Source organism: Corynebacterium sp. KPL2838 (assembly GCF_040225455.1).
GTDB classification, from domain to species: domain Bacteria; phylum Actinomycetota; class Actinomycetes; order Mycobacteriales; family Mycobacteriaceae; genus Corynebacterium; species Corynebacterium rhinophilum.
This window is the reverse complement of record NZ_JBEHFT010000012.1, coordinates 14,164-26,504: the sequence shown is the minus strand read 5'-3', so window position 1 is coordinate 26,504 and position 12,341 is coordinate 14,164. Positions and strand designations below refer to the sequence as shown.

Here is a 12,341-nt window from a genome sequence, read left to right as displayed (position 1 = left end):
CTCTATGACCGAAAAAGATGGCCGCCAGGCCCACCACGCGGAGAAGGCACCTGCGGGCGCGGTAGACCCCACGGATACCGCCCCCAATGCGGAAGAGAACCGTGTCCCGGTTACCGCCGGCGCGCGCGGCCGCATCGTGCGCGCCTCTCCACCCGCACCGGTACCAGAAAAGCGGCCCAAGCCCTCAGTGCAGAACACGACTGTTCCCCCTGAGGAAGATAAGTCCGCGCTGACTGGCCGCAATGCGGAGATCGAGGCCTCCAATCAGGACGTGATCCGCGCGACGGGAACGATGGCCATTGCCACGCTGCTCTCGCGCATCACCGGCTTCCTGCGGCAGATGCTTATTGGCGCCACCCTTGGTGCCACGGTGGGAACGGCCTTCAGTAGCGCCAACCAGATCCCCAACCTGGTCACCGAAATCGTGCTGGGCGCGGTGCTGACCTCACTGGTGGTTCCGGTCTTGGTGCGCGCGGAGAAGGAAGACTCGGACCGCGGGGAAACCTTCGTCCGAAGACTTTTTACCCTGGCGTTTTCCATCCTGGGCATCGTTACCATCCTCTCCGTTATCTTCGCGCCATTATTAACGAGGATGATGCTGCCTGAAGATTCCAAGGCCAATGCCGTCCAGGCAACATCATTGGCCTTCTTGCTCTTGCCGCAGATCCTTTTCTACGGCCTTTTCGCCCTCTTCCAGGCGGTCTTAAATACCAAGAATATCTTCGGCCCTGGCGCCTGGGCACCGGTGATCAATAACATCATCTCCATCAGCGTCTTGCTGGCTTATCGCTTTTTGCCGGGCCGCCTCGACCCGCACGAACCTACGCCGGTGGCGGATCCACACATCATGCTGCTGGGTCTGGGCACCACCACTGCAGTGATTGTGCAGTGCTTGATCCTTGTTCCATACCTGAAAAAGGCCGGCATCAACCTGCGCCCGAAGTGGGGCCTCGATGCCCGCATCAAACAATTCGGCGGCATGGCGCTGGCCATTATTACCTACGTGGCCATCTCCCAGCTGGGTTATGTGGTCACCTCCCGCGTGGCGGCGTATGCCGATGCCGGTGCGCCGCTGGTGTACCAGAACGCGTGGCTGATGCTGCAGGTGCCCTATGGCGTTATCGGCGTGACCTTGTTGACCGCCATCATGCCGCGGCTTTCGCGCAATGCCGCCGATGGCGATGTCGATGCCGTGGTACGCGACCTCACCTTGGGTACCAAGCTGACCTTCGTTGCGCTTATCCCCATCGTCATTTTCATGACGGGCTTCGGCGTGCCCATTGCTCGCGCCCTGTTCCAGTACGGCGCCTACGGCGCGGATAGCGCAGAGCAGCTCGGCCTCACCATCAGTTTTTCTGCCTTTACCTTGATCCCCTATGCGCTGGTGCTGCTGCACCTGCGCGTTTTCTACGCTAGGGAAGAGGCGTGGACGCCCACCTTCATCATTGCCGGCATCACGCTGACTAAGGTCGTGCTGACCTTGCTGGCGCCGTTGATGACCAGCAACCCGGACCGAGTGGTTATCCTCCTCGGTACCGCCAACGGCTTTGGCTTTGTCTCCGGTGCGGTCATCGGCGGCTTCCTGCTCAAGCGCAAGCTGGGCAGCCTGGGAGGCAAGGCCGTAACCCAAACGGTCCTTTGGTCCGCCGGCGCCGGCGCGGTCGGCCTGGTTGTGTCGTGGGCGCTGTACTGGCTCATGCAGTTGGTCTTGCCGGAGCAATTGCCTTCGATCGTCTCGCTGGTCAAGATCGTGGTGCTGGGCATCGTCTTTGTGATTATCACCGGGCTCGTGCTGTCCAAGTCCTCCCTGCCCGAGGTGCAGAACCTGGCCCGCGCCCTCCAGCGCATCCCGGGAATGTCCCGGTTCATCACGGTGGACAGTTCCAAGGCCATCGAGGTCGAGGAACCGGACCTGCAGGAAATCCAGCCGGTCTATACGCAGGATTCCTTCAATGCCACCTTGGTGCCGCCGCCGATGTCCGCCGGTATCGTCCGCGGCCCGCGCTTGGTCCCAGGCGCCCCTGTCTCGGACGGCCGCTTCCGCCTCCTGCAGGATCACGGCGCTGTATCCGGCGCTCGGTTCTGGCAGGCCCGCGAACAAACCACCGGCCGCCTCGTGGCGCTGACGTTCGTCGATACCAATACCCAGGCGCCCATCGCACCATCGACGCCCACGGTCTCTGCCCGCCGCTCCGCCGAAATCTCCCGCAATACGCGGCGTTTGGCCGAGCTCAACCTGGAGACCATGGCGGATAATATCGAGATTTTGTCCTACCGCACCGGCTGCCTGGTGGTGGCGGACTGGTTTGAGGGCACCTCCCTCAAGCAGGTGGCAGAGGCAGATAACCTCGACCCCAATTCCGTCGCCCGCGCTACCGCGCCGCTGTTTGCCGATGCCGCCACGGCCCACGACGCCGGCCTTATCCTCGGCGTGGAGCACCGCGACCGCTTCCGCGTATCCACCTCCGGCATCGTCAAGGTTGCCTTCCCCGCGGTGCTGGACGGGACGTCTGCAGAAAGCGACCGCGAGGCCCTCAGCTCCGCGCTAAGCATGCTGGTCGAATCCACCGAACCATCGCCGAAGAAGCTGCGCGATATTTCCGATGACGCCAATCTCACCGCCGACGAGGCCGCAGAGCGACTCGAAGCAGCACGGCTGGCCTTCGATGCCGCGGATGCAGAAACCCGCGAAGAAAAGTTGGAAAAGCTGCAGGAGGCGGAGGGGCTGACCTCGGCGGGCATCGCCAAGCGCCTGCGTGAATTCGCCCCAGAAGAACAGGAAGAAAAGACGGAGGCCCTCCCCGTGGTCGTTGAAGATGAACCCTCGCAGGAAGAGGATCCGAAGCAAGAACCAGGCTTTGGTGGCCGCGGTTACTCGGGTTCCGGCGTCGTGGTCATCGGCATTTTCGCCACCATCTTCGTCGTGGGCATGGCAGCGCTGACGACGTGGGTCATGTCCCTGCTCAGCGATGTAGAAAAGTCCGGTTCGGTTACTGAAACCGTGCAAGGCTCCACGATGATCCCGGATACCCCGCCGGTGCACCTCAAGGAATCTTCCGCCATCACGGTTCCAGATGGCGAGGATAACGAGCAGCTTATCGATGGCAAGACGATCACCACCTGGTCCACGAAGGAATCCGGTTCTGGGGCCTTGGTCACCCTGGATAACCCGGCCCATCTTTCGGTCATGACTGTGACCCACACCAGGTCCAATGGTGCGCACTACGAAATCTACGGCGTCAATAAAGACGATTTCGATCCAAAGCACCCGCAGCTGGCTTCTCTTCCCCAATTGGCGGAGGGCAAGTTTAAGCACGCAAGCGAGGACTTGGAGCTGAAGGAAACGCCCCAACAATACGATGCCGCGCTGATAGTAATCACGGAACTGCCTAAGTCGAAGGAGGTTACACTGGGGGAGGTCCAGCTTGTAGGCCACCCTTAATGCCAAGGTCAGCGAGTTGGAACGGAAATTTTTACTTCAAGGCTTGACTAAACTGTCTAATCGAGTATCGTGGTTGGTGTTATATCAACAACAACGTTAGGAGAATTAATCATGTCCCTCGCAGCAGGTACCTACACCATCGATAAAGAGCACACCGTCATCGGCTTCGTTACCAAGCACGCCATGGTTACCAAGGTGCGCGGCAACTTCGGTGAATTCGAAGGCACCATCAATGTCGCCGAGAACATCGCCGAGTCAACCGCAGAGGCCACCATCAAGGCTGCTTCTATCTCCACCGGTAACGAGGACCGCGATGGTCACGTAAAGAACGAAGACTTCTTCAACGTGGAGGAGTACCCAGAGCTTTCCTTCACCACCACCAACGTCAACGTTGATGAGGACGGCAACGGCACCGTCACCGGTGACCTCACCATCAAGGGCACCACCAAGTCTGTCGACCTCAAGGTTGAAGAGGTCGCTACCGCTGAGGACCCATTCGGCAACTTCCGTCTGGGCTTCGAGGCACAGACCAAGATCAACCGCAAGGACTTCGGCATCGACTTCAACGCTCCGCTCAAGACCGGCGGCGTCCTCGTTTCTGAAGACATCAAGATCGAGCTCGAGGTTTCTGCCATCAAGCAGTAATCGCACTTCTTTGAAAACCTTGGGTTCTCACAGCCCCCTGGTTACCAACAGCTAAAGCCCGCGCCGCGTACCCACTCGGCCGCGGGCTTTAGTCATATTCCCTGCCCAAGGCTTTCAATCTTGGGCCCCAGCCCAACAGCTTCCCGGCTCGCTCGAAACAACTGCAAACAACTTGTGCTAACTGGAGATAAGTTGCGCCCACGCTAGCCTGGCACCGCGCCCATACCAGAGCATCGGTGTACTACCACCGGGGCTACTGCAGGAAAACTCACCCTTCCTTTGCTCCTAGGATGCAATAATGATGGTGTACGCCTCACTGAAGTACGTGGATTTAATGTATGAATCTGCGCCTACCCGAATGATCGGGCAGATCGTGATTGCCCAAACACGAACACTGGTTTCCTTTCGAGTGTTGAAGGCGTGACATAGCTGGACGTGGTTTCCTCCCCAGGAATCACAGACAGAAATGCCGGGACGAGATGCAAGGAGAACACCATGAAAACGGCCACTACTTCACGAGGCATCACCTACGCATCGCTGGGGATATTGGCGGTCTCCTCGTGCCTGTGGGCTATGTACATGCAAGACAATGCATTTGTAATTATTGGCCTGCTTTTTGGAACGGCGGTCACCGCTTGGCAGATTCATCACTATAAGGCGACGATTCCACTTGCCGTAAATTCCATTGCGATAGCCGCCGGGATTGTGTCAGCTGTGAGCTTTGCAGTCCGAGAGAACATTTCAAGTTCCGCAATGGCATCCTTTAGCTTTGCCACTGCTGGCGTACTGATCGCATACGTAGCATTCGCCGCTGTAGCGATTATCAAATCTCAGCAGAAGTGAATGCTGAGCCCAGCATCGCCACACTCCGCTTATCAAATCCAATACCTTGTTACATCTCCCGCTGCGGTAACTATAGTTTCTAACTATGACGACACAACGCGATAAAACCCAGCACGAGCTACTCCAAGAGCGCGCCGCAGCAGTAGACCTGTGGGCATACCACCTGCACCTGGACTTATCTCAGGTGAAGGAAAGCCCCACGTTCGGCGCGACGAGCCGCATTAAGCTCACCACCACCGAGCCCGAGCTTTTCGTGGACTACCTGGGAGAATCGGTAGAACAGGTAACGGTTAACGGTCAGGCGCAGGACGTCGATTTTGATGGCAGCCTTATCCGCCTCCACGGGCTACCGGTGGGGGAGGAGCTGACGATTGAGGTCACTGGCGCCTCGCGCTACTCGCGCACGGGCCAGGGTTTGCACCGCATGCACGACCAGGCCGATGACGCGACCTATCTGTACTCGCACCTCGAGCCTTCCGATGCCCGCCGCATCTTTCCCTGCTTTGAGCAGCCCGACCTCAAGGCGCCGTTCCACGTCGCCATGACCGCGCCGAAGGACTGGCAGATCCTTTCCAACCAGCCGGAGGCAGAGCGCGAGGAACAGGGGGACAATACTACGGTTCGCTTTGCGCCCACCCCGCCGCTTTCGACGTACCTCACCTCTTTTGCCGCTGGGCCGTATAAGTATCAAGAACGCACCTGGAACTCGCCGGATGGCGATCACTCCGCGCAGCTGCGCGCCTTTGCCCGCGCCTCCATGTTTGAGTATTTGGACGAGGAAATCCTGGAGCTTACCGCGCAGGGCATGGACTATTTCCACGAGAACTTCGGCTTTGCCTACCCTTGGGGCAAGTACGATTCCATCTTCGTGCCGGAATATAACCTCGGCGCCATGGAGAACCCGGGCTTGGTGACCTTCACGGAAAGCTATATCTTCCGCTCTAAGGCCACGCGCAGCCAGAAGGCCGCTCGCGCAAATACCATCCTGCACGAGATGTCCCACATGTGGTTCGGCGATCTTGTCACCCCGCAGTGGTGGGACGATCTCTGGCTCAAGGAGTCCTTTGCCGAGTTCATGGGCGCCGATGCCTCCGTGCACGCCACGGCCTACGAAGAGGCGTGGTTCAACTTCGCTGGCGAGCGCAAAAACTGGGCCTACCTGCAGGATCAGCTTCCCACCACGCACCCCATCAAGGCCGATATCCCAGACGTGGATGCCGCGCGCCAGAATTTCGATGGCATTACCTATGCCAAGGGCGCGGCGGTACTCAAGCAGCTCGTGCACTACGTGGGCCGCGATAACTTTTATGCGGGGGCGCGGGATTACTTCCAGGAGCATGCGTTTGCCGCGGCCACCTTCGATGACCTGCTCACGGCCCTGAAAAAGCACACTGACCGCGATCTCGATTCCTGGTCAAAGGTTTGGCTGCGCACCTGGGGTCCAGATACCCTCACCCCGGAGCTGCACACGGAGGGCGAGAAGATTACCGAGCTCGCGGTGAGCGCCGAGGCCGAGGATACGACCCGCCCGCACCGCCTGAGCGTGGCGCTTTTTGATGCCCGCCTGAACAAGTACCGCGAGTTCGACATCGACCTTCCCGCCGGTGGTCACCGCACCATCGTGGATGAGGCAGCGGGTGAGAAGGCCCCGGCTCTGCTGCTGGTTAACGATGCCGACCACACCTACACCAAGGTCCGCTTCGACGATGCTTCGCTTGTCACCATCGGCGATCACCTGTCCGAGGTCCAGGATGGGCTCAGCCGCGCAGTCATCTGGACCTCGCTGTGGAACCTCACCAGGGACGGGGAGTGGACTGCGGAGGAGTACGTGGGGGTCGTCGCCAAGCACTCGCCCGCAGAGACCAATGCCACGCTGCTAACCACCGCCTACGGCAATGCGCACTTTGCCATCCAGCACTATGTGGCCGAAGACCGCCGCGAGCAGGTGCGCGCCGAATTCGCCGATGCGCTGTGGGATCAGCTCGGCGCTGCGGATCCGGGCTCCGATGCGCAGCTCATTCTGGCCCGCACCGCCATTGCCGCACTGGCCGCAACCCCGGAGGCCTCCGGCACCGAGCGCCTGCGTGACCTGCTTGTTGGCTCGGTGGAGGGCCTGCGCCTCGACCCGCAGATCCGCTGGTCCATCCTGCGCGCCTTGGCCGCCCGCGACGCCGTCGCACTAGCTGAGCTGGAGGCAGAAAAGCAGCGGGATAATACGCTGACCGGTGCCGCCGAATTCTTGGGCGCTAGCCACGCCTTCCCCACGCCGGAGACCAAGCGGGCCGCCTTCGATAGCGCGCTGACGCCAGGGGAGTATTCCAATGCGGAGGTCGATGCCCTGCTAGCAGGCTTCAACGCCCCGCGCTCGGCAAAACTGCAGGAAGAATTCGCCGAAGAGTTCTTCCGCCGCGTCGAAGATATTTGGGATAACCACCCGATTGAGATAGCCAACCGGCTGATCCGCGGCCTTTACCCGGAATCTTCCACGGCGGAGTCCGCCACTACGGATCTCCTCCACAAGGATCTGCCGGGTGCGCTGCGCCGCGTGCTTCTGGAGTGCCGCGACCACCTGCGCCGCACCCTGCGCGTGCGCGCCCAACAGTAGGCGGTCAATAGACTGTACCGCCGCCGGTTCGCACCGGCGTTCTCCTCGGGTCACAATTGCTTTAACACTTGTTGATCCGGGGGGAATCTACAGATGCCATTAAGTCCTGACCACAGCGACGAAGAATTAGTTGATGCTTTTATCGAGGGGGATAATAAAGCCTTTTCCGCCATCGTGGAACGCCACCGCAAGCGGCTGACCACCGTGGCACGGCGGTATACAAGGAATGAGTACGATGCGCAGGATGTCGTGCAAGAAGCCTTCCTGCGCGCTAGCTGCAATCTCCATAACTACCGGCGGGAATCGGCCTTAAGCACGTGGCTGCACCGCCTGGTTAAAAACACCGGCTACGACTATTTAAATCACCGAGCTAATAGGGAAAACGCCTCGCTCGATAGCGATGATTTTGCCGATGATCGCAATCCATTGCTGGCGCATAACCCATCTGAAAACCTGGCGGAACAGCTCGTCGTCCGCGAGGCCATGGAGCTTTTAAGGCAAGATCAGCGCGAAGCCCTCATGCTTACCGATGTCGCCGGGTTCCGCGTCAACGAAGTCGCCACCGCCCAGGGCGTAAAGCCTGGCACCGTTAAATCTCGCCGGGCACGCGCGCGGGAGGTCTTACGCGAAGCCATCGGTTAACTACATCTCGATATCGCATCATTCTTGCATCAATTTCGCAGCCGCTAGCCTTTGCAATATGAATGATTCGCAATCAGGCGGGTAGACTCTTGACGTTACGCAAAATGACACTGTGATTTTAGGGAGTTAGCAATGACCGTCCACGATGTTGCCATCGTAGGTTCCGGACCTGCCGGTTATACCGCCGCGCTTTATGCCGCTCGTGCTGAACTCAGCCCCATTGTATTCGAGGGATTTGAATACGGTGGCGAATTAATGAACACCACCGAGGTGGAGAACTACCCAGGCTTCCAAAAGGGCATCATGGGCCCAGAGCTCATGGAAGAAATGCGCGCACAGTCAATCCGCTTTGGTGCGGATCTGCGCATGGAAGTCGTCGACTCCGTCGAGTTGGAGGGCGATATTAAAAAGCTCCACGTGGGCGACGAGGTTTTTGAAGCCCGCACGGTAATCCTCGCCACCGGCGCCGCACCACGCCACCTTGGCATTCCCGGCGAAGAAGAGCTCTCCGGCCGCGGTGTTTCTACCTGCGCTACGTGCGATGGCTTCTTCTTCAAGGGCCACAATATCGCCGTCATCGGCGGCGGCGATTCCGCTATGGAGGAAGCTACCTTCCTGACCAAGTTCGCGGAGTCTGTCACCATTGTGAACCGCTCCGAAAACTTCCGCGCCTCCAAGATCATGTTGGACCGCGCCCAGGACAACGAGCAGATTAAGTGGGAAACCAATAAGGTTGTCGAGCGCGTGCTTGAAGATGACGGCAAGGTCGGCGGCCTAGAGCTCAAGGACGTTGAGACTGGGGAAACCTCCACCTTGGACGTGACTGCCATGTTCGTTGCCATTGGCCACGATCCGCGTTCGTCCTTCCTCAACGGCCAGGTCAAGGTCAATGACAATGGTTACGTTGAGGTTGACCAGCCCTCTACTAAGACCTCTCTGCCTGGCGTTTTCGCTTGCGGTGACTTGGTAGATGACCATTATCAGCAGGCCATCACCGCTGCAGGTTCTGGCTGCCGCGCTGCCATGGATGCGGAACAATTCTTGGCTGCAAACCGTTAGATTCAGTATGAGTAACGTCAAAAAGGTAACCACTGAAACATTCCGTTCTGATGTCATCGAGGCGGATAAACCCGTCGTCGTGGACTTCTGGGCGGAATGGTGCGGGCCATGCAAGAAGCTGTCTCCGATCTTGGAAGAGGTAGCAGATGAGCTCGACGGTGAAGTCACCATCGCCCAGGTCAACGTCGATGAAGAACGAAACCTCGGCGCCATGTTCCAAATCATGTCCATTCCAAATGTATTGATTTTCAACAATGGCGAAAAGGTCGACGAGTTTGTGGGCCTGCGTTCTAAAGATGACATCGTGGCGCAAGTGAAAAAGCAGCTATAGCTGTTACTCTTGTTACTAAAGTTACCGAGTAGGAAATCTGCCATGCGGCCTAAAGTCCTAGGCCGTGGAAGGGGTGAAAGGCGTGAATCGCGTTCTTCGGGTTGGTGATTCAAGTGTGCGCGTAGCTGAAGCTCGCGCCACCTTGGCTCGCCTTGGCCTCTTATCAGATTTCACGGGCGAACTATCTGCTTGGAAAAAGCAGAAGTACTCCGAGACTGATAAGACCTTTGATGCCGATCTCGCTGAAGTGCTCAAGGCATTCCAGCAATCGCGCGGCATCCTCCCAACGGGAGAGATCGACGATCTGACCCTGCGCGAATTGCGCCAAGCCTCTTATACCCTGGGCAGCCGCGTATTGAGCTATGAACCCACCAACCCATTGGTGGGCGATGACATTTCGCAATTGCAGCAACAACTGCAAGAGCTCGGTTTCTATCAAGATCGCGTCGATGGTCATTTTGGCCGCAATACCCACGCTGCCTTAACCGAATACCAGCACAATTGCGGGCTGCAGGAAGATGGCGTGTGTGGACCGGCTACCATTCGCGCACTCAGCTTGCTTGGCCGCCGCATCACCGGCGGTTCGGCGCACAATATTTTGGAGCGCGAGCGTGTGCGCAATGCTGGTCCAAAGTTGGCGGGCAAGCGCGTGGTCATTGACCCTGCACTAAGTGGCCGGGACTCCGGCTTCACGGTCAAGGGCCGTTTTGGTGATATTTCTGAGCAAGAAATCCTCTGGGATCTCACCCAACGCATCGAAGGCCGCATGATCGCCGCCGGCATGGAAACCATTATTTCGCGCCCCCGCACCGATGATGCGGACGTGCAATCCCGTGCCGAGCTGGCCAATGCCTTCGATGCCGATATGGTCATCTCTTTGGCGTGCGATTCTTATCCCAACGAGAAGGCCCACGGCGTAGCCACGTTCTACTTTGGTTCCGAATCCGGAAACTCTTCACTCATTGGTGAAACCCTTTCTGGCTTCATCCAGCGTGAAATCGTGGCCCGCACCGATCTGCAGGACTGTTCTAACCACGGCCGCACCTGGGATCTTTTGCGCCTGACGCAGATGCCGGTTGTTCAGATCTTTTTGGGTTACCTCACCAATCCTGAGGACATCAAAATCCTGACCAACCCGAAACGCCGTGACGATATTGCAGAAGCAATCGTTATCGCCGTCAAGCGCATGTACCTCATGGAGCAAGACACCGCCATAACCGGTACCTACAAGTTCTCCGAGCTTCTTCAAGCAGAGCAGGCTTAGCCTGCACAAGCTGAAGCGCACAGAGCGGACCTAATCGCTGGCTACCGCGCAAGATTAACTGCGTTATCTTGTACCAATAGCATTCATTCGATTAGTATCAGTCCAAGCTATTGATATCTACTAATTGAATGGATTCCTATAATGGGCAGCTCAACCTCCGCCCCAATTTCCAGAAAAGAAACGCGCCGCGTAGTAGCTGCCACCACAATCGGAACCGCGATTGAATGGTATGACTACTTTCTCTATGCCGCCGTCGCCGGCCTAGTATTTAACCAAGTAATGTTCGGCCCCTTAGAAGGTGGGGTAGCCAGCATCGTTTCCTTCGCCTCCGTGGGCCTATCCTTCCTTTTTCGCCCACTTGGCGCCTTCCTAGCGGGCCATTTTGGTGACCGTCTTGGCCGCCGCCTCGTCCTCATGGTCACCCTTTTTGCCATGGGTGGGGCCACCACGTTAATTGGCCTCCTGCCTACCTACGATACGGCGGGGGTATGGGCTCCTATCCTGTTGATTTTCCTCCGCATCATTCAAGGCATCTCTGCTGGAGGAGAGTGGGGTTCCGCGGTACTGCTTGCAGTTGAACACGCGCCCAACGATAAGCGCGGCCTCTTCGGCGCTGGGCCACAGATCGGAGTCCCCATCGGCCTGCTGATGTCCTCTGGCGTTCTGTCCATCATGAATATCATCGCCCCAGGGGATGCCTTCCTTGAATGGGGTTGGCGCGTGCCGTTCTTGCTTTCCTTCGTCCTAGTCATCATTGGCTATGCCATCCGCATCGGCGTGGATGAGTCACCGGTCTTTCAAGAGATCTCAGATAATAAGAAACGCGAGGCGGCAAACCCCATTGGTATCTTGTTCAAGCGGTATTTCCCGCTTGTCCTCGTCGCGGCCCTAGTTTTTGCAGGTAACGGCACCGTGGGCTATATGACCACCGGTGGTTATATCCAAAATTACGCCACAAACCCCGAGGGCCCGGTCTCACTTGCGCGTGGCGATGTCCTCAATGCCGTCACACTGTCCGCCTTTACGTGGCTCATCTTTACGCTCTTCGCTGGCTGGTTATCGGATTATATCGGGCGCCGCACGACGTATCTCGTCGGATTTGTCATTCAAGCGATCGGCGCTGCGGCCCTTTTCCCGCTGGTTAATACGGCGTCCCTGGGATTGCTTTATTCCGCCCTCATCTTCCTGACGGTCGGGCTCGGCTTAACCTACGGAGCGCAATCTGCCATGTATACAGAGCTTTTCCCAGCATCCATTCGCGCTTCGGGCGTATCGATTACCTATGCCATCGGCTCCGTTCTCGGCGGTGCCTTCGCCCCGATGATCGCGGCTTCGTTGGTAGAAGCAACGGGCACGACCTTTGCGGTATCCGTCTATCTTGTCTCTGCAAGCATCGTCGGATTTATTGCAGCCCTGCTCCTGCGCGAGCGCAAGGGCATTCCGCTGGGCGCCGAACATGAGGAAGAACAAGCCAAGGGCCACTTCATCTTTTCTAAAAAATAGTGCCCTC

9 protein-coding genes are annotated in these 12,341 nt (G+C 58.1%); all 9 read left to right on the top strand.

Features of this window, described 5'->3' with window-relative positions; translation table 11 throughout:
* Positions 1-4: 4 nt before the first annotated feature.
* The 9 genes from murJ (at position 5) to ABRP98_RS05730 (ending at position 12,334) form a co-directional block, all read left to right on the top strand.
* Positions 5-3,442: a murein biosynthesis integral membrane protein MurJ gene (gene murJ, locus ABRP98_RS05770; protein WP_349857991.1), complete on the top strand. Its 3,438-nt coding sequence runs from the start codon at positions 5-7 to the stop codon at positions 3,440-3,442.
* 111 nt (positions 3,443-3,553) lie between these two features.
* On the top strand, positions 3,554-4,087 hold the full coding sequence (locus tag ABRP98_RS05765; RefSeq protein ID WP_349857990.1) for a YceI family protein: 534 nt from the start codon (positions 3,554-3,556) through the stop codon (positions 4,085-4,087).
* Positions 4,088-4,582: 495 nt separating this feature from the next.
* Positions 4,583-4,930, top strand: coding sequence for a hypothetical protein (locus ABRP98_RS05760; protein WP_349839884.1), 348 nt, complete (start codon positions 4,583-4,585; stop codon positions 4,928-4,930).
* Positions 4,931-5,015: 85 nt separating this feature from the next.
* A complete protein-coding gene (pepN, locus tag ABRP98_RS05755) occupies positions 5,016-7,535 on the top strand; it encodes an aminopeptidase N (protein ID WP_349857989.1) in 2,520 nt (839 codons plus the stop codon).
* Positions 7,536-7,628: 93 nt separating this feature from the next.
* Entirely contained in the window at positions 7,629-8,177 is a 549-nt protein-coding gene (locus ABRP98_RS05750) for an RNA polymerase sigma factor (protein ID WP_005275963.1), read from the top strand.
* Between the two features lie 132 nt (positions 8,178-8,309).
* Complete coding sequence (trxB, locus tag ABRP98_RS05745; protein WP_349857987.1) at positions 8,310-9,236, top strand: thioredoxin-disulfide reductase; 927 nt, start codon at positions 8,310-8,312, stop codon at positions 9,234-9,236.
* Positions 9,237-9,243: 7 nt separating this feature from the next.
* Complete coding sequence (gene trxA, locus ABRP98_RS05740) at positions 9,244-9,567, top strand: thioredoxin (RefSeq protein ID WP_005280453.1); 324 nt, start codon at positions 9,244-9,246, stop codon at positions 9,565-9,567.
* An 82-nt stretch (positions 9,568-9,649) separates the two neighbouring features.
* Positions 9,650-10,831 carry an N-acetylmuramoyl-L-alanine amidase gene (locus ABRP98_RS05735; RefSeq protein ID WP_349857985.1) on the top strand — a complete coding sequence of 394 codons (1,182 nt, stop codon included), beginning with the start codon at positions 9,650-9,652 and terminating at the stop codon, positions 10,829-10,831.
* A 141-nt stretch (positions 10,832-10,972) separates the two neighbouring features.
* Positions 10,973-12,334 carry an MFS transporter gene (locus tag ABRP98_RS05730; RefSeq protein ID WP_284770787.1) on the top strand — a complete coding sequence of 454 codons (1,362 nt, stop codon included), beginning with the start codon at positions 10,973-10,975 and terminating at the stop codon, positions 12,332-12,334.
* The last annotated feature ends 7 nt before the right edge of the window (positions 12,335-12,341 follow it).

Bases quoted from the DNA above. Each gene is read 5' to 3' on its own strand.
- ABRP98_RS05760 (WP_349839884.1), top strand. From the start codon at position 4,583: ATGAAAACGGCCACTACTTCACGAGGCATCACCTACGCATCGCTGGGG.
- ABRP98_RS05765 (WP_349857990.1), top strand. From the start codon at position 3,554: ATGTCCCTCGCAGCAGGTACCTACACCATCGATAAAGAGCACACCGTC.
- trxA (WP_005280453.1), top strand. From the start codon at position 9,244: ATGAGTAACGTCAAAAAGGTAACCACTGAAACATTCCGTTCTGATGTC.
- ABRP98_RS05750 (WP_005275963.1), top strand. From the start codon at position 7,629: ATGCCATTAAGTCCTGACCACAGCGACGAAGAATTAGTTGATGCTTTT.
- pepN (WP_349857989.1), top strand. From the start codon at position 5,016: ATGACGACACAACGCGATAAAACCCAGCACGAGCTACTCCAAGAGCGC.
- ABRP98_RS05730 (WP_284770787.1), top strand. From the start codon at position 10,973: ATGGGCAGCTCAACCTCCGCCCCAATTTCCAGAAAAGAAACGCGCCGC.
- trxB (WP_349857987.1), top strand. From the start codon at position 8,310: ATGACCGTCCACGATGTTGCCATCGTAGGTTCCGGACCTGCCGGTTAT.
- murJ (WP_349857991.1), top strand. From the start codon at position 5: ATGACCGAAAAAGATGGCCGCCAGGCCCACCACGCGGAGAAGGCACCT.